Origin of the sequence: Paenibacillus sp. FSL W8-0186, assembly GCF_037969765.1 — a bacterium.
Classification (GTDB): domain Bacteria; phylum Bacillota; class Bacilli; order Paenibacillales; family Paenibacillaceae; genus Fontibacillus; species Fontibacillus woosongensis.
In genome coordinates, this window is record NZ_CP150207.1 from 5532802 (window position 1) to 5557412 (window position 24611).

The following is a 24611-nucleotide window of genomic DNA, read 5'->3' on the forward strand; positions in this document are numbered from 1 at the left end:
ATTCCTCAACTTTTCCATATTTTAACCCAGATCGGACCTCATCGACAATAGTTGTACCCAGATCGTGACTTCCGCTCTTGTGACGCCTGCCTTCTAATAGAATCGCTAATTGAAAGGGATTAAAGCAACGATTAGCAGAAGCAAAAGGATTACCGCGGACCCCAGAATTTTGATCCAAACTGGTGTTGTATAACGCTCGGTACTGTTTTTAATTTCCTGCTGCTTACGCCATCCATACTTAGTCATACCTTTTGGTTTGTATACCGACAAGATTGTTGCCACAAGCACGACTAACAGCCCTCCACTTGGGTGTACGATGTGAATGGAATCCTTCAAAATACTTAGGTCGGTGCTCGACAATGTACTTTTTGATGCTATGGAAGCTGCATGGTTGAGCTCTACTAAGTATGCGACCAACATAAACAGGGCTATTACAGTAAACAAAAGCTTAAAAGAGATCCAATAATGACGGAACAATCCCCACCTGGTGCCAAGGGATAACGCAACTCCGGTGAGCAGCGAGGCAAAAGCCACAGGGACCACAATAAAATTAACAACCATGGACATCATTTGAATAGCAGATCGTATCGTATCGGCATCTTGATTGTTTAGGAGATAGGCGGCTAGGGGGATATAAGCGGCTGCAGAGCCGAGCCATCCCATGGTAGTAATTACATGTATAGCGAGTACAAGCTTACGGAGAGAGGGTGAAAGAGTCATGTGACCCTCCCCCTTGCCCCATTTAAAACAGATGCTGCACCTATTGTCATGAGATGCTGTGGAGGCAAACCCATCAATACTCTGCCATATAGCTCTAGTCCCGTCGATGCGGTAGTCAGCGCATGATTGGAACCGCCTCGAATATCCCGGAAGATTTGAGACAAGCGATTCGAGTCGGCAATGACACTCCCTCCGCTCTCTGCCATTAGCAGATCTACGGCTTCCCAGCACAGCATGGCTGCATAGGTCATATCTGTCTGCAGCTGTGCCATTTCCTTTAAACTAAACGGTTCTGTGTTTTGCACGTGACGCTCCAATTGGTCAATCGTTCGACTGATATGAAGATGCGCGGATTCGACCTTCATCGCAGCAAGTCCTACTTTATATTGAATATGACCCACTGCCGCTTGAGAAGTATGAACCGTCATTGCAATTCCCTTGTGAGGTGCTCGTTCAACAAAATACTCGACAGCCCCCCTGGCGAGTCCGAGGATCGCGCTTATTCCTGTCGTGATGATAATGATTAGCTGTCCGTAAGGTCTGTATCTGTCACGCCCCTGCAACTGGGCAGGCAACGAACCTTCCTGATGGGTAACTACATATTTGTCGGGGATGAACACATTTTTGATTTCCAGACTATTGCTTGCGGATCCTTTTAAACTCATCGTATACCAATCGTCAACAATCGTCACTTCACTCATCGGCACAACGGCCAGCATCATCTCTACAGCTTTGCTTTCTTGCATGGACTTTACGTCCTTCAAGTTCAACAAGGCATGGGTGGCATGCTTTGAACCTGAACCGAACCTCCACAAGCCTTCCTCTACCAAATATCCTCCGTCTACTTTCTTCACAACCGCTTTTTGTGCCAGCAAGACAGAACAAAAGCGGATCTCCTCTACCGTATTATAGATCGAATCTAATACGCCCGGAGGTAAGGATAGTGCTGCATTATAGTTATTTCCGTTGATGATTTGTACGACCCAGCCAACAGAACCATTCCCCTTAGCCACCTCGGATACAATCTCGACCATAGCGCGGATACCAACCTCATGACCCCCGTACTCTTTCGGTGTGCCCAGCTTAAACAGCCCTGCATCTGAAATTTTTTGAATCACTTCTTCAGGAATATGCCGTTCTTCATCAATCATCGTACCGAACTTCTGCAGATAGGGAACTAACTCGGCAGCCCGGTCTAGCAATTGCTGTTCAAGATCAGTGAGCTGACATTCTGTACTTAAATTGGCCATTAATATCCACTCCTTAATTATACACATGTACATTTAAAGTGTATTTGTAGAATAAATAGTATAATGTATAATTAACTACCACAACCGATAAAATCAGGGATATGTCGAGAAACGATACAGGGAGAGGAATCTGTCATGGACCATAAAACAACCGAAGACCTTCGAGTTAAAAGAACGCGTAAGCTTTTATACACTGCTCTGTTAGAGTTAATGGACAAACACCCGTTTGAGAATATCACAGTGAAGCAGATCTGTGATCTGGCGATGGTACATCGAACTACGTTCTACACGCATTTTCAGGATAAATTCGATTTGCTTTCACGTGCGATGAAACAAATTGCGGAGGAAGAATTTAAGGGCTTTGTTGATGCCTCCTTTTCTCCATCCGAAAATTTCAGGGAATTATTCTCTTTAGCCAAGAAACATAAAAAATTGTTTTCCATTCTTCTAGCGGAAGAGAGGGATTCCTTGAGGAGTCTGTTGCGAAAAGAAATGGGGAGGGGCATCAAGGAATACTTGGCCCAGCATAACGCGATGGATGAAATTTCCATCGACATGCAAATTAAAATAGAGGCCTACATCGGAGCCGTGCTTGGTGTGGTCACTTGGTGGATTGATAGCAACGTGCCTATCGATCACGAGGAACTATTTTCAAAAATGAATATTTTTTCAGAAGAGAGATTCGCAGAATAACCTCTTAACTGAGGAGTGACTATTGTGATCCGCTCATCGCAGCTTGCACCGATACCAGCCGGTGGAGCATCAGGACCAATTAAGAAAGATTTGCTTCTGAAAGGACGGGCCGCATAGTTTCGAATAATAAAAGGTCCTCATTAGCTTCAAAAAAAGCCAACTGGACCTCATCTTTCTATCCCTTATCCTAACCGTCTCTTGAAAACGTCTTTACCTTCCACCACATTAAACCTTAAACCGGTATCCCGCGCCCCATACCGTCTCAATAAACTGGTGCTGCGACGGATCTTTCTGGATCTTGTCACGAATCTTTCCGACATGGACCGTAACCGTGGCGGAATCGCCGAAGTTCTCGATCCCCCAAACCTTATCCAGCAGCGCATCCTTGGAGTATACCCGATCCGGGTTCTCCGCGAGGAAGAGCAGCAGATCAAACTCTTTTGCCGTGAGCGAGACTTCCTTCCCATGCAGCGTCACCCGCCTGGCATCGACCTGAATTACAAGTCCGTGGATGTTCAGCTCGCGCGGCTTCCGGATTGGCAGAGCACCGGCGCCAACCGCAACCCCTGTCAAACGGTCATACCGTTCGAGATGTGCCCGCACCCGCGCAACAAGCTCTGATGGGCTGAACGGCTTGGTCACGTAATCATCCGCGCCTAACCCCAATCCCCTGATCTTGTCGATATCCTCCTTGCGGGCGGAGACCATCAGTACCGGAATAAACTTCGTTTCCCGGATCCGCCGCAACAGATCAAAGCCGTCCATACCAGGCAGCATGACGTCCAGAATGATCAGGTCGTATTCTTGCTCCAGCGCTTCCTTGAGCGCCTCGTTGCCGTCTGCCCGAAGGGTAACCTCATAACCATGCACTTCGAGGTAGTCCCGCTCTAACTCCGCGATCGCTTGGTCATCCTCGACAATTAACACCTTCCGCTTCGACATCTCACACACTCCTGTCACTTTCTATTCTGAACCATCGGGATGGTAAACATCACAGTCATGAACCGCCCCGGCTCGCTTTTTGCATAAATCATGCCACCATGCTGCCGGACAATCTGCTTCGCGATCGCCAGGCCCAATCCCGTGCCGGCCACGTTCTGATTCCTGTTTACATCCCCGCGGTAGAAACGGTCAAAGATTTGCTCCAGCTCGCTTGAATTCATCCCGGGTCCGTTGTCCGTTACCGAAATAACCCATTCCCCCGCTTGCTGGCCGAAATGGACGTGGATCGTTGGATTCTGTTTATCCATAAATTTCACCGAATTGCCGACAATGTTGAGGATGACACGCTTGATCTTCTGGGCATCCATCGTCGCGACAGCACCCGTCCCCGCCTCGTAATCGCCCGTCAAATGAACGCCGGCGCTCTCGTACTCCATGCACAGCTCATTTATCGTTTGCCGATAGAACTCCTGGAGCGGCACCGCTTCGAAGTCGAACCTCTCCTGCTCCTGATCCAGCTTGGAGTACAGGAACAGGTCGTCAATCATTCGATCCATGTCGAGCGTCTTCGAATGAATTACGTCAATATACTTTCTCAGCTTCTCCGGATCATTCGCTACGCCCTCCCGAATTCCCTCCACATATCCCTTAATCGAGGTCAGCGGCGTCTTCAGATCATGCGAAATATTCGAAATCAGCTGTTTGCGGTTCTCTTCCATCGCCAACTGGGCGCCGATCGCCCGCTGCAGCTCACTGCGCATCTTCTCGTACGAGCGAATGACGCTGCCCACCTCGTTGCGAACCTCCGAGTGCAGACTGAAGTTCAGATCCCCTTCCGCGATACGGCGGGAGCCCTGCTCGAGCTGCCGCAGCGGCCTTACGATATCCTTCGTCGTGATCCAGATCAACGGGACCAGAATGATACCGAATATAACCGCAATGACTAGAAATACGAGGATGTGGAACTGGTTGTCCTTGGTCCCCGTCTCCGTCGCATCGGCGATGAGATAATACGATAAGGGGTCGTCCATTCCAGGAAAATCGTAGCGCACAGAGAGCAAATTGCGGCCCTTCCACTCACTCATCACGAACGCCTCGTCCGCATGCTTCCCAGAAGTTGAAATGTTCTTCTGCATCTGCGCCAGGAACGCTTCCCCTTCTCTCAATTTACCGTAGCTTGCCCACTGATCTCCCTGCTGAACAACAACGAAGCCCCCGAACGGCTCCAGCCGATCTCCAATTTGTTCAGCGAACGAGGGGGACGCCAGCTCTTCTGGCATATACCGCTCCGCATAACGCAGGTCTACGAACAGATCGATGCCTCGATGGATCGCGTCCTCTGCAGTCTGTTCCTTTACAATACTGTTCGCGAAATAAGAAAGGAAGGCCGTGACGGCACCAATCCCAGTCGCCGTAACGATTACTGCAGTCAGGATGATGCCGATAATATACGTTAAAATAAGCTTAAGCCGAATGGACATGAGTTAGACTTCTTTCTTTTGAAAGGCTAGCAAGCCCGTAATAATGCCCATAATATAGTAAGCTGTCATAAATAGCAATGCCGTTACAGACGGGCCGAAATCGCCTCTATACAGGAGCGGATGCAACCAATCCGCGAAGTCCGTTAGGAAGAACCGGTTCAACTGCGGCTGGAAAAATCCAACGACGCCCATCGTCATCCACAGCACAATGCCGACGACCATTCCGACCCCGCCGCTCCCCGTCCACAAGGATACACTGTTAGCCAGCACCACTAACAAGCCGCAGAAGAGGATCGCGCCGCCGACCTCGGCCATAGTCACCCCAAGCGTGGACAGGGCAGACATTCCCCTAAGCACGATGTTGCCGATAAACGTTGGGACAAACACACTTAGGACAATTAAGGCGCCCGCCGTCCACCCTGCAAGTGTTTTTCCTATAAAAAGGGCCTCCCGGCTGACCGGAAGCTTCAGCGCATTTTTGATGGTGCCATCCTTAAATTCGCCCGCCATGAGGTCGCTGCCAAGCGAAACCATGAACAAGGGCAGAACGACTGCAAGCAGCAGCTGCAGCGCGGTCACCGGCAGGTTCCCGCTCAGTCCGACACGTTCGCCGATCAAGACGAAGATCACACCGACAAGGAAGGAGAGCGTCAGCAGTACTTTCAGCTTGCCTCCGCGGAACAGCTTGCGCAGCTCTTCCCCAGTGAGATAAATAATGGGTGCCATCATGCGGCTCCGCCCCTTTCCTTGGCTGTACAATACAAATAGTAGTCCTCAACGCTGGCGAACGACTCTCGAATCTGGGCAATGCTTGAGGTACCGACCTGTTTTCCCTCATAAATAATACAAGCATGTGTCATCCAATCTTCGATTTCGTGTACCTGATGAGAAGAGATGATGATACTCATCCCCGTCTCCGTCACAAGGCCTCGAAGCATGGCCGTCATCTCCCGGCGTCCCTCGATGTCCATGCCCGAGAACGGCTCATCCAGCATCAGGAGCTTCGGTCGGTGGAGCAGCGCGCTGGCAAGCTCGATCCGTTGCTTCATGCCGGTGGAGTACTTCTTGATCTTGATCTTTTGGTGCCTGGACATGCCCACGAGTTCCAGCGTCTCTTGGATACGCGCTTCGTCGATACCCGGGTACAGCTTGGAGTACAGCTTCAGATAATCGCTTCCTGTCAAATAGCCATAAGGGGCCGGTTCGCCAATCATCAGGCCCATGTGCAGCTTCGTCAGATCAGGCCGCTCCGCGACGGAGACGCCGTTCCAGCTCGCTTCCCCGCGGTCGGCTGTGACCCAGCCGGCCATCGCTTGCAGCGCTGTGGTCTTCCCGGCACCGTTCGGCCCTAGCAAGGCTGCAACCTCACCGGGATGTACGGTGAGGTTAAGCCCCTGGATGCCTCGGTTGCCGGGGTAGACCTTTGTAAGATCGCAGACTTCAAACATAAGTTAGATCCTCCCCCGTATTGAGCTATTAGCCGCGGCCTTCGAACGCTTCGGCGTCAATGATCTCTATGGACTTGCCAGCAGGATCATACACATCAGGCGTCGTGGCGTTGATGCCGCTGATGCCGCCTTCGCCTTCCATTTTCACGCGATGGATGACGCCCGCTTTGTCCTTGCCGCTCACCTCAAGCTTGCCTTGCACCCCTTGCAGCCTGTTGTCCGCATCGACCGTCAGTTGTAGACGCAAATGCTCAATAGTAACTTCCTCTGTCAGCTCCGGCAGCTGCTCCTCAAGATTTACTGCCTCCAAGCCCTGGAAGAAAGGAATCTGCTTCAGACTCTCCCACTCTGCTGGCACTTCCGAAGCTTTCGAGTGTTCCTTTCTGCCGTCGGCCGATGCCACGTCCATCAACAAACGGACCACCAGCGGAACCTCCTCTTTGCTAACATCGACGGAAATCGTCTTTGAATGATCCGCATGATTCACTACACTGAAATTATCCTTGAGATCACCAACTATGAAATCAAGAAGCGCTTCCTCCGCTTTAGTCATCGGACGATGCTCGAAGTCCCCTTCTTCCTTCCATGCATGGTGCTTCCCGGCATGCTCATCGTCCAGGTTAATCACCTGATAGTCCAAACCGTGCGTCCGATCTACGAGATAGGCCGTGTCATCACCGCTGCTATACACACTGCCGCTGCGTTCAACGCCCTTGAGGGTGAAGTCAAAGTCGCTGCTTGCGCTGTGCTTATCTCCCGCTGCCTTGAACTTCGTCAAGCCGTCCGCCTCCAGTACCGTCTCGCCATTCAGCGTAACCGCGAAGTTTCCGTTCACCGTTGCACTCTCCATCGTTTGCTCCGACATCTGGTTCGCTTTCAGCACCTCTTTGAAGGCCTTGTAACCATCCATCTCCGGCGTGGAGGCAAATGCCGCCACCGAAAACATACTTACTGCAGCCAACGATGCACCGATCATCAATACTTTACTTTTCTTTTTCATTTCCAACTCGCTCCTTTATGGTTGTATGGCTTCTCTTTCGTGCCTACAACCTTAGTTTAGAGGAGGAGTCTAAAGTCCCTCGAAAGGAAAAATAAAATATTTCTAAAATGTAAAATCCAGAACGTGACGAAGGCAGATTTCGTTGCGTTCGCTCGCATTCGTCCCGATTAGAACTTTGACCACCCGAATACCGGCCTTAGCATCTTACGTATCCAATAAGCAATGACCGTCCCTGGGTTCCATGAACTGCGATTCTGCAAGTACTCCATGTATTGATCGTTAATCATATAAGTCCGAGTGGAAGCAGGGCTCTTCATACCAAGCTCTTCCCACATCGCCGGATCATTTGAACCTCCGAGCCTCTCAAGCATTTTTTCCGACTCTCGGTTAACTTTAGCCGGAATTTGCTCAAAGGCTTGGATGATTTGCGCATGAAATTCGTCGATCGGATTGCGGTTAACGAGGCTCGTCAAATGGATGCTTTCGCGAATGTAAGAAACGTATGCCAGATGGTCCGCCCAAAACTTGTCGATATAAAAAAGCCGTACCCGCTGCTCCGAAGGGCTCATCGGCGTCTTTCCTTTCAGAATACCGAGCCGCTCCTCGTATAGAATACGCCGCTGTTCCTCCACCAGATCCGAATAACGGTTCAGTTCCTGCTGGATATCGAAGTTTTGGCCCATCATAACGCGTTGAATATGCATGATTTTGCTGCGGAGCACCGACTCCTCTAGAGCATCATCTTGTTTGAGGTCGCGATAGGCGGGCGGAATCACTTTATCGATGTCGAACCGAAGCATCAATTCGTCTTCCAAGCTTACGAAAAATACGGAAGCCCCCGGGTCACCTTGGCGGCCAGAGCGCCCGCGCAGTTGGTTGTCGATCCGCACGCTTTCATGCACATGCGTACCCATCACGTACAATCCGCCCAACTTGGCGACAGCTTCTGCTTGTGCGGGGCTGCCGCCGCCGAGCCGAATGTCGACGCCGCGTCCCGCCATATTCGTAGACACCGTCACCGCGCCGATTTCTCCCGCTTTGGCGATGATTTCGGCTTCTTTTGCGTCATTCTTCGCATTCAGAACATGGCAAGGTACGCCGGCAGCCGCTAGCGCCTCCGCCAGTAGGTCAGACTCCTCGACGCTGGACGTGCCAATGAGAATCGGACGACCCGTCCTATGAACGGACGTGATTTCTTGTACAAGTGCCTTAAGTTTGGCTTCTTTATGGGTATAAATCCGGTGCGGATGATCGATCCGTATGTTGGGCCGATTCGGCGGAATTTGCACAACCTGCAGCGCATAAATATTTGCGAATTCCATTGCCGAAACGTGCGCGGTAGCCGTCATTCCGCAAATCTTCGGATATAGGCTAAGGAAGTGTTGAAGGGTGATCGTGCCGAGAATTTTCCCTCCGGCCTTCAACTGCAGCCCTTCTTTAGCCGCAAGCGCGCCTTGCAGCCCGTCCGGCAAATGCCGGTTCTCCGCCACGCGGCCGGTATATTCGTCGATCAACTCGATTTGACCGTCCCGGACGATGTAATCGACGTCTTTTTTCAATAACAATTCCGCATGCAGCGCACAATTTAACGACGATAACAAGTCACTATTATGGCTCTCGTACAAATTGCCGCATCCCAGCAGCTCTTCCGCTTTCGCAGCGCCCGCTTCATTCAAATAAACATTCCGGTGGAACTCATCGAATTCATAATGCACGTCTTGCTCGAACTGCCTAGCCACTTCTGCGAAACGAATGCCGTCATTGCCGGAAGAACCCGGCTCGCCGGCAATGACTAGCGGCACCCGCGCTTCATCCAGAAGCAGCGAATCCGCTTCATCGACGATGACGTAGTGAAAAGGACGATGCACGGTATCGGCTTCCTCCAGTACGATCGTGTCGCGCAAATAATCGAATCCCGCCTCTTTGGCCGTCACATAGGTAATATCCGCGGCGTAGGCTTCCCGTTTCTCGGACAAGCTCATACCCGCCTGCACCGATTTTACCGTTAACCCAAGGAAACGATAGATCGGGCCCATCCACTCTGCATCCCGATTGGCCAAATAATCGTTAAAGGTCAGCACATGAACGCCTCCGCCAATCAGCCCATTGAGATAGGCAGGCATCACCGCAGAGAGCGTTTTTCCCTCGCCGGTGTGCTGCTCGATCAAAAATCCCTCATGCAGCGCAATGGCAGCCATGATCTGGACTTCGTAGGGCTGTAATCCGAGCGTTCTCTTCGCTGCCTCGCAGACTAGCGCATAGGCATCGACAAGCAGCTCGTCCAAAGGCGCACCCGATTTTGCCTCCTTTTTCAGCCGGAGGGATTCCGCTTGCAGCCGCTGATTCTCCCATGCTTCCAAACCCCGTTTTCGGATGAGCTCCACTTTGTCCCGATAGCCTTTCAGCTTATGTCGGTTATTGCCGTCTTTGAATTCCTGCATCCACTTAACGGCTAATTTCATCGACGCTTGATCCCTCCTTCCTACTCATCCCTCAACCGACGTTGATACATAACAACAGATACAATACTCAATACAATTGTCCATGCCAAAATAATGAGGAGGGGTTTAAATAACTGTCCCGCCGCAATGCCCGTATGGGGGATATCCAGCAAATGCACAAGTTGAATGCTCGGTGTATACTCCAGCACTTTTAAAATCGGAAAATCATCCGCTAGTAACATTCCTCCATATGGCGCCCCAGTGAATACGATCGATAGGGGAATTATAGATAAAGACGCATCAAGCAGCGTCTTGGAGAATAGACCGCATATCGTACCGGCAGCCGTGTATAGAACAATCGAAAGAGCAGTTGCTGCCACAAACGCCCATATACTAGCTGGTTCATAGGCTAATATATACGTAGCAATAGCCAGAACAACAGCAGACATGGTAAAGACTAAAGTACTTTTACCGATTAAAACATCCATGATTGTGGCTGGAGTCATCATTAATGATCGTAAAGTGTTTCGCTCCTTTTCTTCCGCAATCAAGCATGCTTGGGCAAAACTCGTTAGTATCACAAACGATAAATTTAGAACAAGACCGATAGCCCCGGGCAGTAACGGGCCTGCATTTCGAAAAAGAAATGCGAATAAAATTGGGAAAATCAACATAATCGAGATCGCATAATTGCGTGAAAACTCTTTATAATCCTTCACAAATATGGCCCCGGCACGTTTTAATGAGATACTCATAGCAGCTCACTTCCTGTCATTTTAATAAAGATATCACCCAGGCTCGGCTCTTTCGTTTCTAATCGGTCAATGAATCCTCGCTTCATCCAATCGGCGATTTGATCGGCCGTTCCCTCATCGATCGGAAGCTCATAGGCTTCCCCATTGATTAACTCAACACAAATCACGTTTTCCCGATGCTGTTTTTTAAGCTCCTTGGGTGAACCGATGGCTTGGATTTGTCCTTGGTACAAAATCGCTACACGGTTACATATCCATTCTGCCTCAGCCATATCATGCGTAGTTAAAAAAATGGTTGTCCCTTTCTCATTTAAATAGTGTAAGCCCTTATAAATATGCGCCGTGTTGACTGGATCTAAAGCCGAAGTAGGTTCATCTAAAAATAATAATTCCGGCTCATGGATCACCGCACATGCCAACATGACACGCTGACGCATCCCTTTGGATAAGCGATTGACTTTCTTTTTACGTTCTCCGCCTAAGTTAACAAACTGCAGCACCTTATCAATCGACGATTTAGGAAGATCATATAACTTACGATACAGCTCCAGATTTTCCTCAATCGTTAATCTTTCATATAGACCGCTGTTATCCGTCAAAATGCCAAAGCGCATTTTCTGCGCCGACAGCTGCATCATTTCCGCTGGCTGGTTAAATACGCTGGCCTGTCCGCTTGTCGGATTTAATTGTGCCGTTAAAATCTTAATTAATGTCGTTTTTCCCGAACCGCTCGGACCCAGGAAACCAAAAATTTCCCCCTTCGGAATGGAAAAGGACACGTCTGATAACGCATCCTTATGTCCAAATCTCTTGCGAATATGTTCTACTTGGATCACATCATCCACGAGCACCACTTCCTTAGCGTTGATGTCTTAAGCATATAAATTTGGCATGCTTCCAGCCATCAAAACCCGCCGAAATGTAGCTATAATCGCCTGAATGGTACCATGGAATGCTGGATGGGTTCGATATTGCCCCGGAAATGGCATATGCTTCCGAAGTTATGTTTGCTTCGCAAACATTTTAAATGTGAAGAAGTGCTTTTAATTCCTGCAATTTTGAACGGGATAACGGAACCACCGCATCTTTGCCTGTATTTAATCGCAAGCTGTAGCTATTCTTCGTCCATGTAATAATCTCTCTTACTTTCTGCAGATTAACAATGTAAGACCGATGGCACCTAAAAAACCCGAAGTTTAGCAGCCTCTGCTCGAGCTCGGCTAGCGTCAAAGCACAGACATAATTTTCTCCGCCTACATGAACAAGGATCGAACCATCTAAACTTTCGATGTAATCGACTTCAGGCGGATCAAATAAAATCACTTTGTCATTTCTTCTAGTATAAATCTTCTGCAAGGTGATATTGGCCCGATCTTGTTCCGGCACTTCCTGCTTATCCTCTTCCGAATCCCGAATATCCAATGGATGAAATCCGAGCGCGTTTAATCGATAAATGGCATCGCAGGATATCATGGCATCCTCTAAATTCGAAGTTAAAATTAAAATCTGCTTCTCCTTCGAAAGGTTATCCAGAATCCGCTTAAAGTGATGACGATCCTCTTCTTCCAAGTAAAAATAAGGTTCCTCTAGTACGAGTATAGGCTGATGCGCAAAAAAGGCACGCAGCAATGTCACATACATCCTTTTGGATGAACTTAGATCCTTGATTTTTACCTTCCGCTCTTCCTTTAAAGCAAAATAATCCATTAACAGAGCAAGACGATCATTCCGCTCCGTTACTTTGATCAGAAAGGTGATCAGCTCTTCCACCGTTAAACGCATATACTCGCTTTGCCCAGCTCGAAATAAATAATATTGAGAATGATTCGCTAATTGATTCATTAAAAGCTGCTTTCGCTTCAAGTCCGTTATAATGCCTATCGATTGGTTCAATGTCATATTTAATTCGATCTTGGGTAGAAGTAATTTCCCATCATTATAAATTGGTTGAAATTGCACGACGCCCTCCTAGCTAGTGCCATCATAGGGTATATATAACAATTATAAATGTTGGGATGCCTCTTTGTCAGTTTCTATATGAAAACCAAATTTCCGTATAATATACTTGAAAAATCATACTAGATTATCCTTCAAACGTCTGATTCTATGGTTTTTATATGAAAATTCATACACAATTGCTTAAATTAAAAAAAGAATAACAATTCTGTATGTTTTTTCGAACAGAACTCGTTTTGGTGCAAAATTTATACCGATGTTGTTCTCGATGATTCCACCGCTATAATAGAATACATTTCATCTACCTAAAAAGGCTGTCCCTACTTATGTTCCGGTTCACCGTGCTGCCTGTAACGGAAAGTTTTAGGGTCGGAGTAGCCCTTTCTTGATCTCGCTTGATTCAGTTCAGCTACAGTAAGCAACAAAAACCGTATCGTTCGCCGATACGGTTCTTGTGCGTTATTCCGTAAATTCCGTAAGTTTACCTATAAGCATTTCCAGCTCGTTGAAACTTTTAACGATTTCCTCAACCATAGCTCGTTGATCATCCATGCTGGCCATGATTTGCTGTACGGCCGCTGTAGATTGCTCGGTCACACTTGAAATGGAGGCAACTTCAGTGACGATGGAATTGGATGAAGCCCGGAATGACTTGGACTTCTCTTCTACCTCGGATGCCTGCGCCGAAACCTCACGCGCATCCATCGCAATACGATGGAATACTTGTTCCGATTCCGAGGAGGATATCATGCTTTCGCTTACTGCCGCATTCCCTATGGCGACCTTTTCGGTTAGCGCCTTCGTGCCTACATCGATTTCTTTAATAATATTCGAAATGCTCTCGGTTGACAGACGTGAGTGCTCGGCCAATTTTCTAACTTCCGTAGAAACGACCGCGAATCCTTGTCCATGTTCTCCCGCCCGGGCTGCTTCGATCGCTGCATTCAGCGCCAGCAAGTTGGTTTGATTGGCAATTTCTCCAATGGTATTGGACATCTCGTCAATCTTCATAATCTTCTCGTTTAATTCCTTCACTTCCACAATGATATCCTGGAATATATCGTTCACTTGAGAAATCTGATCGTTCAGCTTATGTACTTGTTCATTCCCCATTACCGTCGCTTCAACCGTTTGGTCAGAAAGCCGTTTCATGGCCTCTGAACTATCCGTCATCATTTGAGCATCCCGATGGGATTCTTGAATCGTATCTGAAATATCAGTAATACTTACAGCTTGGGATTCAATGCCTTTCGCAACCTCCGAGAAACCGATTGTTATTTCCTTCGTTAATTGGCCCGAATGATCGACATGATGCTTGAGATTCCGATAAAATTCATTCAATACTTGGATGGAATGCTTTAGCTCCTGCAGTAATGAATCTGCTATCGATTTGGCCTGCATGGCCTCCTGGCTGCGCTGTTCAGCCCCGACAAATAGCCGCTCGTTCAATCTGGCAGCCACGATTGTCATGATTCCATAAAAAATCAACATAATATTCGAGGACATCATAGCGGATACATCCCCGCCTCCCAACCATACTTTGGCATTGAGACCAACCAGATTCACTATGCTGAACAGCATGATCGGTTTATAGCTGGGATAAATAAGCAGGAAAGCGGAAAGGAGAAAATACACATCTAATACAGGTTTCTTAACGTCATATATGCCAAGAATCAGAAGGAGAACCATGAGCCCGCCGAACAGATATGGCGTTAACCTTATCCATTTTCGAAGTCGATTGAGGACGGTAAGGGAAGCAGCAAACAATGCGCCAACACCCAAAATCCAAATACTTTCATAGTTTCCTGTTGACACAAGGAAAATCGTAAAAATAACATTAATTCCCCATAATACATTTGTAAGCAGCTTATTTCTTTGTAAAAACACCGAATCAAGTCTGTCCATGAGCATCCCTCCAAGTTGACAACTATAGTTGTTGCTCGATATATTCGACAATATCTTGCATAATCCTTCGTAAGTCGACAAAATACTTCAATATCGGCAGAACAATAAAAAGAGCTGCCTAACGCAGCTCTTTTTCACCAATTGTTTATTCTATCGTCGCGTTTTAAATCATCGCATCTTCCTTAAGGAAAAGTTCTAAGTGCATTCCCGTTTAACATCGATATCATCTCTGCAATATGCTCTATTGATTCTTTAAATCCTCCGTTTGCCCATTTGGTAATTATGGCTACAGTGCCATAAGTGCAATAATCACTTATATACTTAATATCTTTATGATCCAACTTAGGATTTAGGGTTTTTATTTGTTCTTGAAACTCATGATCCGATCTACTAAGTAATTGAATTAGAATGTCTGAATAGCCGTTTTCTCCAAAAATCAGCTTGCTATAACCTCGATTTAAATAGATTAATTCTAACCATGTCGATACTGGTATTTTTTCTTCATAAGATCCTTGCTTTTCCCACTCGTTAACAAAGTCTCTATATATCTCTGCCTCAATCTGCTCTAACATATCAAAAGGGTTGCTGTAATATTGGTAAAATGTGCTTCTGTTTACATCAGCGCCTTCACAAATGTCTGTTACAGTTACACTTTTAATACTTTTCTCGTCTAGCAACTTCATTAGACTGTTTATCAGCGCATTTTTGGTTTTGCGCACTCTGCGGTCTTCTTTGTTCATAAAACCTCTCCAATTTCCAACAGTAGTAAGGTTCTTTGTTGATTATCTTGCACATTACCCCTCGTTTGATGGTTGAATTTCTATATACAAAACATTATGATGCAGACATAGTAAAAACGCAACAGATGATGGTTATCATACACATGTTGGATTATCACACATATGAAGGAGTCAATTATATGGATAAGAAAGTTGCGCTTGTCAGTGGAGCTAATAAGTCAATTGGTTTTGAGGTTGTTCGGGAGCTTGCAAAGTTGGGCATGATTGTATATTTAGGAAGCCGCGATGAGGCGAATGGAACTAAAGGGGCTGAAGAGCTTAAAGTTGACGGAGATGTTCGCTTTATACAATTGGACGTATTAGACGAGAACTCGATGGTGCTGGCAATCAAGAAAATCGAACAGGAGCACGGAAAACTTGATGTACTAATTAATAATGCCGGGATAGCCTCCGCAAGTTCTGACTTTAAAGATTTCTCGGCATCTATGGTTTCTATTGATGAAGTGAAGGCGGTATTTTCCACAAACTTTTTAGGATCTGTTCGTCTTACGCAACTGGCACTTCCATTGTTACGGAATTCAAAGTCGGGACGTATCGTAAATACATCTAGTCAGGCAGGCAGCTTTGAATTTATGACAGATGTTGAAAATAAATACCCAAAACCTTTTGCATATTGCACATCTAAACTTGCCCTGAACGGTGCAACAGTGTTATTTGCAGATGAACTACGCGATACTGGAATTAAGGTGAATGCTGCGCATCCGGGATTGGTTAGCAGCGCACTTAGCAATTATATGGGGAATCGTACAGGGCAGGATGGCGCCAAAATTATCATTCAGCTTGCTACTCTAGATGGTGATGGTCCAACAGGCGGGTTCTTTGATGAAAATGGAGTAGTTCCGTGGTGACATCTATGCACGAATGGAATACGTGACAGCCCGTTGACAAGCTGCAAGAATATTCGAGCTTCTCTCCGGCATGACGGTATCCGGAGAGATGCTGCTGGGTGAACCTATGCAGCTGATTACCGCATGTGTACCGGGCATGGCTTTGATCAGGCCAAGCGCGTCGAATACATCTCTCGGGTCTATCGGCGATGAATGATATGCTGAGCAAAAACAACCATTGAAGATATAAAATTCAGCAATGGTTGTAGTTCGGCATAACTATTCACTTGTCGATCAAATCGGTTGTCTTACTGTACGGTTATCGTATAGGCGTTAGAGGAGCCTACCGGCGCCGCATTGAAATAAGCGCTGTTATGAACGGCCCCCGGGAACTTAACCCCATATGTAATCCCGCCTCCGCCATCCTTGACACCTATAATTTCAACCACACTTGGAACTGGAATATCAACTGCCACCGGGTTATTCATAATATTTATGTCCGTTTGCAGGATATTGCCGTCCACCTTCACCGTAACGACATCCCCGTCTTCCGCGGCGAAGTCCCAGATCAGCATGCGGCTTGTCGTCGTATTTTCCTTCATCTCAATCTTGAAGTCTCTGGCTGCGAGGTCCGCCAAATCATCTGATGAAGCTAAAAGGACACCGGCCTGCATCCCTTTACCGATCCCATCCGACTGAACATCCTTTATAGTGCTAGTTGAACCCTGAAAATATATGCCCATCCCGAACGTGATCAGCACCGTAATCCCGATCCAAAATCGATGCTTATTTCTTTTTTTTTCGGTAGAAGATGACCTGCGGTTGACGGATGACTCTGTATATTCCAATGGAACATCGTCATTTTCCGTTTGTTGAGACTCATATTGGTTTGTCGCGTGTGACTTCGGCCTTTGCTTGTTTTGTCTGTAATTTGCCAATTTCCTTCCCCCACTATTCCATATATTGGTTTGTCCGCCGAACAATCGGGTACTTCCAGTACAGCAGCGACATGCACAATCGGATTGCCACAATCGCAAGCAGCATAAGCATAATGGCCCATCCTTTGGAATAAAGTCCTTCGTCAGCCCATTTGTTAAGAATCGTGACCCCTGCCGATAGAGCGAAGCTGGTATAGATGATCATGTGCAGGAAAGGAAGCAATACCGTTATTTTACGATAGGGAATACCTAAAAATTGGACCTTCGTGGCTAAATATACAAAAAAGCCCAAAAGGCCTATTACGATCATGCTGCCGCTTTCTACCGGAATCTCGTTAATTAGAATAATCTTTATATCATCGTATATCATGAAAGGAAGGAAAGGCATAGCGATAATGACAGAGAGCATTACTGGATGATAAAAAGTAAGGGCGAGCAACCATTTTAGGACTTTCATTACATCACCTCCATCTGTTCTTGAAAATCTCCAGGCGCTAAAGTGGATAATTCCTCGGCTGTAGCATTGGCTTTCTTGCTCATACGCAAGGCGTGGGCTCGAATCGCTTTCTCGACCAAATTTCGTACGAGCCGTCCATTGCCTGCGGTCATATCTCCTTCATAGGTCTCCAAAATGGAGTGCAGCGCGGCTTCAGCCTCCCGGCCGATCACATATCCCTGCGCTTTCACTTGCAAATGCGCAATTTGCAGCATTTCCCCGGCTGTATAATCGGGGAATGTAATGATATTGGGGAATCTGGAGCGGAGTCCCGCATTGCGGTTCAAGAAGCGCTCCATATCTTCGTCGTAGCCGGCCAGTATAACGATAAGCCTGTCCCGGTAATCATCCATCGCTTTGACAAGCGTATCGATCGCTTCCTGTCCGAATTGATCCCCTTCCGCCAAGGCATAAGCCTCATCCACAAACAAGATCCCGCCAAGAGCGCGTTCGATAACCTCTTTCGTCTTGAGCGCAGTTTGCCCAACATAACCAGCAACCAGGCCGGACCGATCAGTCTCTACCAACGTATCGGTCTTAATCACGCCCAGTTCTTTAAATCGCTGGGCCAAAATACGGGCGATCGTCGTTTTTCCAGTTCCCGGGTTCCCTTTAAACACCATATGGAGAGCTTGAGCGGAAGCCTTGGGCAGTCCCATCTCCTGACGGCGCTTTGCCACCTCAATTTGTGCCGATAAGCTTCTCACAAATTCCTTAACGGAGGACAGACCGACAACGGCATCGAGCGCTCCAAGCGCATTCGCCCGCTTCGCCGCAAGGTCTACATAAACAGACAGCCCAAAATCCTCCACAGTCAGCTCATTTAACTGATCCGCCGCAATATCAGGATGATCGGCCAATCGCCCCGCTTGCTTGCGTATCGCCTCCTCCAGCGTATTGCGGACGAGCCGGCCGTTGCCTCCGTCCTTTCTGCCCGGAATTTGTTTCTCATCAAAATAGGATTCGAGCAAGCCTGGCACATCCGAAGCTAATGTAAATCCTCGCGCCTTCGCCATAATTAAGGCAATTTGCTGCATTTCCTCAGCCGTGTAGTCAGGAAATTCGATCTGTAGCGGGAAGCGCGAGAACAGACCCGGATTGACTTGAACAAACCGCTGCATATCTTCTGTGTATCCCGCCAAAATGACAACCAGATTGTCTTTATGCAGCTCGATAAGACGAACTAGGGAATCGATGGCTTCCTTCCCGAAGCCCCCGCCCTGAACTCCATCCTGCGCAAGCGCATAGGCTTCGTCGATAAAGAGCACGCCGCCAAGAGCAGATTCGACGACCAGCTTGGTCTTGTTGGCCGTCTGACCGGCGTACTCCGCTACCAGATCGGATCGACCCACCTCAACCAGATGTCCTTTTTTCAAATAGCCCATGGATCGGAGCATCTCTGCCACCAGCCGCGCCATCGTCGTCTTGCCCGTACCGGGATTACCCGAAAAAATCATATTGAGAGTCTGGCCGGTATCAACATGAATCCCGGCTTCCTTCCGCCTTCGATCCACAATAAGCTGCTTCTCTAACGTTCGGACGAATAGTTTGACCTTCTCCAATCCGACAATTCCAGCAAGTTGATTTTCGATGTTAAATGCTTCTTTCTCACCGATTCCGAAGTCTGCCCCTGTCAATAACTGCAAGTCTGTAACTGCAGTTGCATCTGACATCAGCCCTCCAAGCCGAGCAGCTTGTTTGCGGACAGCCTCCTCGAACAGATTGCGGACAAGCCGGCCGTTGCCGCTGTCATTGCGGCCAGGGATTTGCCGTTGATCGAACAGTTCGATCAAGCCCTCATAAGCATCCGTTTCTATTCGGAAACCATTTTTGCTCGCTATCTGAATCATAATGTCCAGCATATCTTCCGCCTTGTAATCCGGGAACTCCACGATAAATGGAAATCTTGAACGCAAACCTGGATTTGATCGCAAAAAGGTCTCCATCTCCTGGGTATACCCTGCCAGCACAACAACCAAATTATCTCGATGATCCTCCATCGCCTTGACAATCGTATCGATTGCTTCGATGCCGAACGTATCGTTATCATGACGAGCGAGTGTATAGGCCTCGTCGATGAACAATACGCCTCCCAAGGCTTCATTGACTTGTGCCATCGTTTTCGGAGCGGTAGAGCCCACATATTGTCCTACAAGATCCTGCCTCGCCACTTCGACTAATTGACCTTGCGGCAGCAATCCTAGCGCCTTCAGAATACGGCCAATTAAGCGGGCGACCGTCGTCTTGCCCGTTCCGGGATTCCCGGTAAACACCATATGAAGCGACATCGGCACAGAGCCTTCGCCTGCCCTAGCCCTCAGCTTGTTAACCTGTACCATCTCCATGAGTTCATAGACAAATTTTTTCACGGGTTCCAGGCCGGTTAACGCATTTAACTCTTCCAGAACATCATCAATCGACTCCTGACGAACGAAAGATAGTGCTTTGATCGGGACTTCAAGAGAGTTCGACTCCACATAAAAAGAATCGTTCTTGAAACGAATACGCACACGCTCATTGCTACGAATCTCATTACGGGCCCGCAGGCCGGACAATACGACAGTAAGCTCCTTATCGATCCAGTGCTGCACTGCCTCGCCAAATGTTTTGTTTGTTGCGGCTATATCGGCTAACGCCTCATACGTGGAAGGATGAACAACGATATTTGTCTGCATATCCCTTGACAGATCGTCTACCGCTTTCCCAAGCAAGGTCTCTGCGATTCGCCGCATCGTCTCCCACTCTAATGGTGAAGAGATAGCCGCGGCAAGAATGCTTTGCAAGATAGAAATCGGGAGGTGATTTGCCAGCCCGGACGGAACCTGGCCAAATTCACTTCCTCTCTCTGCATGTTCATCGATATAGAAGATGATGAAAAAATCGTCGGCGATTATGCTCAACCCTTCTTTGGTTCGGAAGCTGCCTTCCGCGGCAAGCTTAGCGACCAAGCTGATAATAGCCTGCTCAGCCCCTTTTATCCCCTTAAATAACACCGTTCCCTCAGAGTATTGGAAGGCCTCCACCATATCAATAATAAAATTACCGGATATCTCATCTGCCTCATATCGCTGCAAATCAATTTCTGAAAAATGGGGCCTAGAGGTTAGCCGATGTGCATGCATCTCTCGAACTAGGCACTCCAAGGCTGTTTTCTTACCCGTTCCGGGAGCTCCAGCCAGCAGAATCACATTTCTTGGCTTCTTAATCTGACGTCCATTCATATATCCCTGTTTATATCCCGCAACCAAATCTTTTATGAAGAACGGCTGTCCGATTACTTGACTATTAATGTTCTTCTCCACTTCTCGGAAAAGTTGATCCAATTGCTTGGGAGATAAAACGCTCTGCGCATCATTCCGGCCTTCTTCCTGCGACGTATATGCGCGAGTCTGAGCAGAACGGGAAGTCGACGAAAAAGTGCCCTGTCCCGCGGCAGTCTGCGCCGAATTGCTCGGCCCTGCACTTCTGGCTCGCGATCCTGTATTATATTGTGGCATCGGCTGCTCTTGCCTCGATGGAGCTGGAGGATCTTCTTTTTTGGCGATAAATCCTTTTTCCCGAACCAATTCAACAAGCTGATACTCAGGAAAAATAAATTTGAGCGCTTTTACCACACCATTGAGTGTTTTCACCATGCCTTTTCGGTAGATTCTCATACTTCCCGTTATCCCTCCTGGGGCCTACTATTCATTCTATTTTCCTATATTATACTATGTCTCTACTACTTTTGCTCTCAAATTCTGGAATGTGCATTCGTATCCTAAAGAACTACCTCAGGACTCATAAATGATGTTTTTGCTTCATTTATGATACGGTCACCGTGCTGTCTGTGACGGCTAATTTTCATAAAAAATGGGCCAACCACTGCGGTTAGCCCGTTCTTCTCATTTTGTCTAGGATTTAACTTATCTTTACCGCCAGAAGGTTGTACAAGTTGCCTTATCCATCATATTAAACTCGATCATCTTTTCAAGTAATGAGTATTCAACAGGGCGATCCCACGGGATACGCACGATCTCCTTTGTTTGATCATACCCAACCTTCGATATCTCATCAGAAAAATGAGCCACCCCCGTTTGCTCTGGGGAAACAGCCATATGTTTTTTGGATATGCTAAAGCCGATGATGTATGTTCCATGGTCTGTAAACATAGGCTGATTCCACTTCAGCGTAGGCGATAAACTTGGGAACTTCTTCATCACCCAAGACAAAACCTCTTCCATACGCTCTCGATGCTGCGGGTTTTCAATATGATCTAAAAATTCCGCAAACACTTCCATACTATCCCTCCTCGATAAACACACTACTACCCGAAAAAGACATCCTTCTTGATATTCTTTTTGGAAACTTGATTGTTTAGTAAGTAGTTGGAAACCGCCTCAACCATAGACTTTGGTCCTGCAATATATTATTTGCCGCTATTCTTATATAAGGAGCTGAACTTATTTATCTCCTGATGTAACTCGTCCCTTGAGTCAATGATCTTGAAAAAAACTCACTATCTCATCTCCTTCTACATCGCACCCGCCAATCTTGCTGCTCTCGTCCGGTTATTTATTGTTCCAACAACACTTTTACAAGTTTGTCAATCCAGGCCATCCAACCATATTTAGCGCCTGCAAATCCTTGTTCATTGGTAATTCCGGTTTGTTCAAGATGCAGGTTCACCTTCCCATCCCCCAAATCCTGAATCGTCAACGTAACCGTATGTCTCTCTTCCCCCACTGCCCAAGTAAAGGACAATAGGTTCGGTTCATCCACGATAAGCACTTCGCTGTCTACGATTCCATCCCAATACTCGTTTGGTTCATGGCGGAACTGAAAGCGGTGTCCGACAACAGGCTCAAAATCATTATCCGCAATCCATTTGGCTAACTTGCTTGAATCGGTTAAGGCAGTCCACAGCTTTTCAACTGATGTCGTAAACTGAAAATCCATATTTAGTGATAAACTCATTCTTCATCCTCCTCTAATAGCTGGCCTAATCGCATCATATTGTTAGACCAATACTTCCTGTAGAAAGCAACCCAGTCCTCAACCTCCTTGAGTGGAGATGCGTTTAACTTATACCGCGTTTCCCTGCCAACTCTACGATCATGCACCAGACTGGCCTCCTTAAGGATAGTCAAATGTTTGGAGACCGCCGTACGACCCATTGAAAAATGCGGCGTGATCTCATGTAAAGGTAGCTCATCTGCATCGGACAACAGATGAATCAGTCTGCGCCTTGTCGGATCTGCAATCGCGTCAAATACATCCCGTAATTGTACAGCTTGGTTCATCGTAATCCACCAAATTTCCTCATGTAGTATTTAAAAAGAGACACCGTTTGGTGTCTAATTTATTATAGGACACCACCGGGTGTCTAGTCAATAAAAAGGGGTTAGCCAAAATGGCTCATACCACTTATCCTTTCTTATACTAACCGTACAAACATCCGTTAATTTTATAAGTAATTATGGAACACGAATATCCCTCATGCCTTACGAACAGAGGGCGAGTAAAATACGTCACTATGCATATGCTGAACCCTGTCCCAGTTGCCGGGATTGGTCGTGTCCGGGGAGCGGCGCTCAAGAATAGCCTGATATAGATCGGTTTTTTCCTCCAAGTGGGCAACGTGCCGTTTGGCTTCTTCGAGCTTGGCGAGCGCCGCTTCTTTATGCTCCATCATGAGTGTGTAGCGTTGTGGTATGGTCGCATCCCCTTCGAGACATAAATCGACGTACTTTTTAATGACCTCAATCGGCATCCCGGATTGCTTGAGGCATTTAACGCCATGCAGCCAATTGATCGATTCTTCATCGAACATCCGGATATTATTCTCATTGCGCTGTACGCTGGGCACCAGGCCTTTATCCGTGTAAAAGCGCACGGCGTGCTCGGTAAGTCCCGTGATCTGGGCAGCTTCTTTGACCGTATGCATGTGATATCCTCCTTGGAAAATAATTTTTTAAACATGGCTTGACTTCGTGTTACACGAAGGTTCTAAGCTGATTGTAATGCAAATCGGCTTCAAGCGGAATCCCCCCTCTGCAGTGCAGATCCCCAGGGATTCGCGGCCGTTTGCTGTTATACATTTGAACAATAGGAGGAATTACCATGCAAACCGTAACATTGAACAATGGAGTGAAAATGCCGATCATCGGCTTCGGTGTCTACCAAGTTCCCGACGCTGAAGAATGCGAAAACGCCGTATATGAAGCACTGATGGCCGGTTACCGCCTGATCGACACCGCCGCGGGTTATTTGAACGAGGAAGCGGTCGGACGCGCGGTCAAGCGTAGCGGCGTACCGCGTGAGGAGCTGTTCATCACGACCAAGCTCTGGGTTCAGGATGCCAGCTACGAGAGTGCCAAGCTGGCGTTTGCCAAATCCCTGAAGAAGCTGCAGCTCGACTATCTCGATCTATACCTGATTCACCAGCCGTTCGGCGATTACTACGGCGCTTGGCGCGCGATGGAAGAACTGTACCGCGAAGGCAAAATCAAGGCGATCGGTGTCAGCAACTTCCTGCCCGACCGTCTGATGGACCTCATCGTGCATAACGAAATCGTGCCTGCCGTCAACCAAATTGAAACGCACCCGTTGTACCAGCAAACGGAGGCCAGCGCTTTTTTGAAAGAGCAGGGAGTTCAACACCAGTCGTGGGCGCCGTTCGCTGAAGGACGGGGCAACATGTTCGGCAACGAAGTGCTGACCTCGATTGCTGAAAAACACAACAAATCCGTCGCCCAGATCGTGTTGCGCTGGCTTGTTCAGCGTGAAGTCGTTGTCATTCCAAAATCGGTGCGCAAAGAACGAATCGTCGAAAACTTCGACATTTTCGATTTTGAGTTAAGTGCAGATGATATGGAACAAATTTCGACCCTCGATACACGGGAAAGTCTCTTCTTATCGTACCGCGATCCGGAAGTCGCCAAGATGATGGGCAACTGGAGAGTCGAGCTGTAATCCAC

The 24611-nt window shown here is 47.5% G+C and carries 24 protein-coding genes; 4 read left to right on the forward strand and 20 right to left on the reverse strand.

Annotated features, from left to right (window positions below; all coding sequences use genetic code 11):
- Positions 1 to 105: 105 nt before the first annotated feature.
- The gene (locus MKX50_RS24790; protein WP_339158048.1) at positions 106 to 720 is read right to left on the reverse strand and encodes a hypothetical protein; all 615 of its coding nucleotides are present in this window, start codon (positions 718 to 720) and stop codon (positions 106 to 108) included.
- The gene (locus MKX50_RS24795; RefSeq protein WP_213591642.1) at positions 717 to 1970 is read right to left on the reverse strand and encodes an acyl-CoA dehydrogenase family protein; all 1254 of its coding nucleotides are present in this window, start codon (positions 1968 to 1970) and stop codon (positions 717 to 719) included. Before MKX50_RS24795 ends, MKX50_RS24790 begins: the two co-directional genes overlap by 4 nt.
- Positions 1971 to 2105: 135 nt before the next feature.
- Between MKX50_RS24795 and MKX50_RS24800 the strand changes: the two genes are divergently transcribed.
- The gene (locus tag MKX50_RS24800; RefSeq protein WP_339158049.1) at positions 2106 to 2663 is read left to right on the forward strand and encodes a TetR/AcrR family transcriptional regulator; all 558 of its coding nucleotides are present in this window, start codon (positions 2106 to 2108) and stop codon (positions 2661 to 2663) included.
- A 225-nt stretch (positions 2664 to 2888) separates the two neighbouring features.
- Here MKX50_RS24800 and MKX50_RS24805 read toward each other — a convergent pair whose 3' ends face one another.
- The 11 genes from MKX50_RS24805 to MKX50_RS24855 all read right to left on the reverse strand — a co-directional run bounded on the left by MKX50_RS24805 (position 2889) and on the right by MKX50_RS24855 (position 15331).
- On the reverse strand, positions 2889 to 3605 hold the full coding sequence (locus tag MKX50_RS24805; RefSeq protein ID WP_055106833.1) for a response regulator transcription factor: 717 nt from the start codon (positions 3603 to 3605) through the stop codon (positions 2889 to 2891).
- Between the two features lie 14 nt (positions 3606 to 3619).
- Positions 3620 to 5086: a HAMP domain-containing sensor histidine kinase gene (locus MKX50_RS24810; RefSeq protein WP_213591644.1), complete on the reverse strand. Its 1467-nt coding sequence runs from the start codon at positions 5084 to 5086 to the stop codon at positions 3620 to 3622.
- A 3-nt stretch (positions 5087 to 5089) separates the two neighbouring features.
- On the reverse strand, positions 5090 to 5815 hold the full coding sequence (locus MKX50_RS24815) for an ABC transporter permease subunit (RefSeq protein WP_213591645.1): 726 nt from the start codon (positions 5813 to 5815) through the stop codon (positions 5090 to 5092).
- Positions 5812 to 6534 (reverse strand): ABC transporter ATP-binding protein, encoded by a 723-nt coding sequence (locus tag MKX50_RS24820; protein ID WP_213591647.1) that lies wholly within the window; start codon positions 6532 to 6534, stop codon positions 5812 to 5814. Before MKX50_RS24820 ends, MKX50_RS24815 begins: the two co-directional genes overlap by 4 nt.
- A gap of 28 nt (positions 6535 to 6562) precedes the next feature.
- Positions 6563 to 7534, reverse strand: coding sequence for a hypothetical protein (locus tag MKX50_RS24825; protein ID WP_213591649.1), 972 nt, complete (start codon positions 7532 to 7534; stop codon positions 6563 to 6565).
- A 167-nt stretch (positions 7535 to 7701) separates the two neighbouring features.
- Entirely contained in the window at positions 7702 to 9996 is a 2295-nt protein-coding gene (locus MKX50_RS24830) for a DEAD/DEAH box helicase (protein WP_213591651.1), read from the reverse strand.
- Between the two features lie 20 nt (positions 9997 to 10016).
- Positions 10017 to 10730, reverse strand: a complete 714-nt coding sequence (locus tag MKX50_RS24835; RefSeq protein WP_339158050.1) for an ABC transporter permease — start codon at positions 10728 to 10730, stop codon at positions 10017 to 10019.
- Positions 10727 to 11575: an ABC transporter ATP-binding protein gene (locus tag MKX50_RS24840; protein ID WP_213591653.1), complete on the reverse strand. Its 849-nt coding sequence runs from the start codon at positions 11573 to 11575 to the stop codon at positions 10727 to 10729. Before MKX50_RS24840 ends, MKX50_RS24835 begins: the two co-directional genes overlap by 4 nt.
- Positions 11576 to 11753: 178 nt before the next feature.
- The gene (locus tag MKX50_RS24845) at positions 11754 to 12689 is read right to left on the reverse strand and encodes a LytTR family transcriptional regulator DNA-binding domain-containing protein (RefSeq protein WP_213591654.1); all 936 of its coding nucleotides are present in this window, start codon (positions 12687 to 12689) and stop codon (positions 11754 to 11756) included.
- A 456-nt stretch (positions 12690 to 13145) separates the two neighbouring features.
- Entirely contained in the window at positions 13146 to 14591 is a 1446-nt protein-coding gene (locus MKX50_RS24850) for a methyl-accepting chemotaxis protein (RefSeq protein WP_339158051.1), read from the reverse strand.
- A 182-nt stretch (positions 14592 to 14773) separates the two neighbouring features.
- On the reverse strand, positions 14774 to 15331 hold the full coding sequence (locus MKX50_RS24855) for a TetR-like C-terminal domain-containing protein (RefSeq protein ID WP_213591656.1): 558 nt from the start codon (positions 15329 to 15331) through the stop codon (positions 14774 to 14776).
- A 179-nt stretch (positions 15332 to 15510) separates the two neighbouring features.
- On the opposite strand from MKX50_RS24855, the gene MKX50_RS24860 reads away from it, so the two are divergent.
- Both MKX50_RS24860 and MKX50_RS24865 read left to right on the forward strand, forming a co-directional pair.
- Positions 15511 to 16239 (forward strand): SDR family oxidoreductase, encoded by a 729-nt coding sequence (locus tag MKX50_RS24860; protein ID WP_213591657.1) that lies wholly within the window; start codon positions 15511 to 15513, stop codon positions 16237 to 16239.
- 70 nt (positions 16240 to 16309) lie between these two features.
- Positions 16310 to 16435 carry a hypothetical protein gene (locus tag MKX50_RS24865; protein WP_339158052.1) on the forward strand — a complete coding sequence of 42 codons (126 nt, stop codon included), beginning with the start codon at positions 16310 to 16312 and terminating at the stop codon, positions 16433 to 16435.
- Between the two features lie 91 nt (positions 16436 to 16526).
- On the opposite strand, the gene MKX50_RS24870 is transcribed toward MKX50_RS24865, so the two are convergent.
- The 7 genes from MKX50_RS24870 to MKX50_RS24900 all read right to left on the reverse strand — a co-directional run bounded on the left by MKX50_RS24870 (position 16527) and on the right by MKX50_RS24900 (position 23578).
- Positions 16527 to 17156 (reverse strand): hypothetical protein, encoded by a 630-nt coding sequence (locus MKX50_RS24870; protein ID WP_213591658.1) that lies wholly within the window; start codon positions 17154 to 17156, stop codon positions 16527 to 16529.
- A 13-nt stretch (positions 17157 to 17169) separates the two neighbouring features.
- Entirely contained in the window at positions 17170 to 17613 is a 444-nt protein-coding gene (locus tag MKX50_RS24875) for a hypothetical protein (RefSeq protein WP_213591660.1), read from the reverse strand.
- Positions 17613 to 21308, reverse strand: coding sequence for an AAA family ATPase (locus MKX50_RS24880; protein WP_339158053.1), 3696 nt, complete (start codon positions 21306 to 21308; stop codon positions 17613 to 17615). The genes MKX50_RS24875 and MKX50_RS24880 overlap by 1 nt, the downstream gene beginning before the upstream one ends.
- A 255-nt stretch (positions 21309 to 21563) precedes the next feature.
- Complete coding sequence (locus tag MKX50_RS24885) at positions 21564 to 21932, reverse strand: iron chaperone (protein ID WP_213591662.1); 369 nt, start codon at positions 21930 to 21932, stop codon at positions 21564 to 21566.
- Between the two features lie 274 nt (positions 21933 to 22206).
- A complete protein-coding gene (locus tag MKX50_RS24890) occupies positions 22207 to 22608 on the reverse strand; it encodes an SRPBCC domain-containing protein (RefSeq protein WP_213591665.1) in 402 nt (133 codons plus the stop codon).
- Positions 22605 to 22934: a metalloregulator ArsR/SmtB family transcription factor gene (locus MKX50_RS24895; protein WP_155613053.1), complete on the reverse strand. Its 330-nt coding sequence runs from the start codon at positions 22932 to 22934 to the stop codon at positions 22605 to 22607. Before MKX50_RS24895 ends, MKX50_RS24890 begins: the two co-directional genes overlap by 4 nt.
- Positions 22935 to 23128: 194 nt before the next feature.
- Positions 23129 to 23578: a MerR family transcriptional regulator gene (locus tag MKX50_RS24900; protein ID WP_213591667.1), complete on the reverse strand. Its 450-nt coding sequence runs from the start codon at positions 23576 to 23578 to the stop codon at positions 23129 to 23131.
- A 176-nt stretch (positions 23579 to 23754) separates the two neighbouring features.
- Between MKX50_RS24900 and MKX50_RS24905 the strand changes: the two genes are divergently transcribed.
- On the forward strand, positions 23755 to 24606 hold the full coding sequence (locus MKX50_RS24905; protein WP_213591670.1) for an aldo/keto reductase: 852 nt from the start codon (positions 23755 to 23757) through the stop codon (positions 24604 to 24606).
- Positions 24607 to 24611: the final 5 nt, after the last annotated feature.

Coding starts and splice junctions, on each gene's coding strand:
- MKX50_RS24790 (WP_339158048.1), bottom strand. CDS start 720: ATGACTCTTTCACCCTCTCTCCGTAAGCTTGTACTCGCTATACATGTA.
- MKX50_RS24795 (WP_213591642.1), bottom strand. CDS start 1,970: ATGGCCAATTTAAGTACAGAATGTCAGCTCACTGATCTTGAACAGCAA.
- MKX50_RS24800 (WP_339158049.1), top strand. CDS start 2,106: ATGGACCATAAAACAACCGAAGACCTTCGAGTTAAAAGAACGCGTAAG.
- MKX50_RS24805 (WP_055106833.1), bottom strand. CDS start 3,605: ATGTCGAAGCGGAAGGTGTTAATTGTCGAGGATGACCAAGCGATCGCG.
- MKX50_RS24810 (WP_213591644.1), bottom strand. CDS start 5,086: ATGTCCATTCGGCTTAAGCTTATTTTAACGTATATTATCGGCATCATC.
- MKX50_RS24815 (WP_213591645.1), bottom strand. CDS start 5,815: ATGATGGCACCCATTATTTATCTCACTGGGGAAGAGCTGCGCAAGCTG.
- MKX50_RS24820 (WP_213591647.1), bottom strand. CDS start 6,534: ATGTTTGAAGTCTGCGATCTTACAAAGGTCTACCCCGGCAACCGAGGC.
- MKX50_RS24825 (WP_213591649.1), bottom strand. CDS start 7,534: ATGAAAAAGAAAAGTAAAGTATTGATGATCGGTGCATCGTTGGCTGCA.
- MKX50_RS24830 (WP_213591651.1), bottom strand. CDS start 9,996: ATGAAATTAGCCGTTAAGTGGATGCAGGAATTCAAAGACGGCAATAAC.
- MKX50_RS24835 (WP_339158050.1), bottom strand. CDS start 10,730: ATGAGTATCTCATTAAAACGTGCCGGGGCCATATTTGTGAAGGATTAT.
- MKX50_RS24850 (WP_339158051.1), bottom strand. CDS start 14,591: ATGGACAGACTTGATTCGGTGTTTTTACAAAGAAATAAGCTGCTTACA.
- MKX50_RS24855 (WP_213591656.1), bottom strand. CDS start 15,331: ATGAACAAAGAAGACCGCAGAGTGCGCAAAACCAAAAATGCGCTGATA.
- MKX50_RS24860 (WP_213591657.1), top strand. CDS start 15,511: ATGGATAAGAAAGTTGCGCTTGTCAGTGGAGCTAATAAGTCAATTGGT.
- MKX50_RS24865 (WP_339158052.1), top strand. CDS start 16,310: ATGACGGTATCCGGAGAGATGCTGCTGGGTGAACCTATGCAGCTGATT.
- MKX50_RS24875 (WP_213591660.1), bottom strand. CDS start 17,613: ATGAAAGTCCTAAAATGGTTGCTCGCCCTTACTTTTTATCATCCAGTA.
- MKX50_RS24880 (WP_339158053.1), bottom strand. CDS start 21,308: ATGAGAATCTACCGAAAAGGCATGGTGAAAACACTCAATGGTGTGGTA.
- MKX50_RS24885 (WP_213591662.1), bottom strand. CDS start 21,932: ATGGAAGTGTTTGCGGAATTTTTAGATCATATTGAAAACCCGCAGCAT.
- MKX50_RS24890 (WP_213591665.1), bottom strand. CDS start 22,608: ATGAGTTTATCACTAAATATGGATTTTCAGTTTACGACATCAGTTGAA.
- MKX50_RS24895 (WP_155613053.1), bottom strand. CDS start 22,934: ATGAACCAAGCTGTACAATTACGGGATGTATTTGACGCGATTGCAGAT.
- MKX50_RS24900 (WP_213591667.1), bottom strand. CDS start 23,578: ATGCATACGGTCAAAGAAGCTGCCCAGATCACGGGACTTACCGAGCAC.
- MKX50_RS24905 (WP_213591670.1), top strand. CDS start 23,755: ATGCAAACCGTAACATTGAACAATGGAGTGAAAATGCCGATCATCGGC.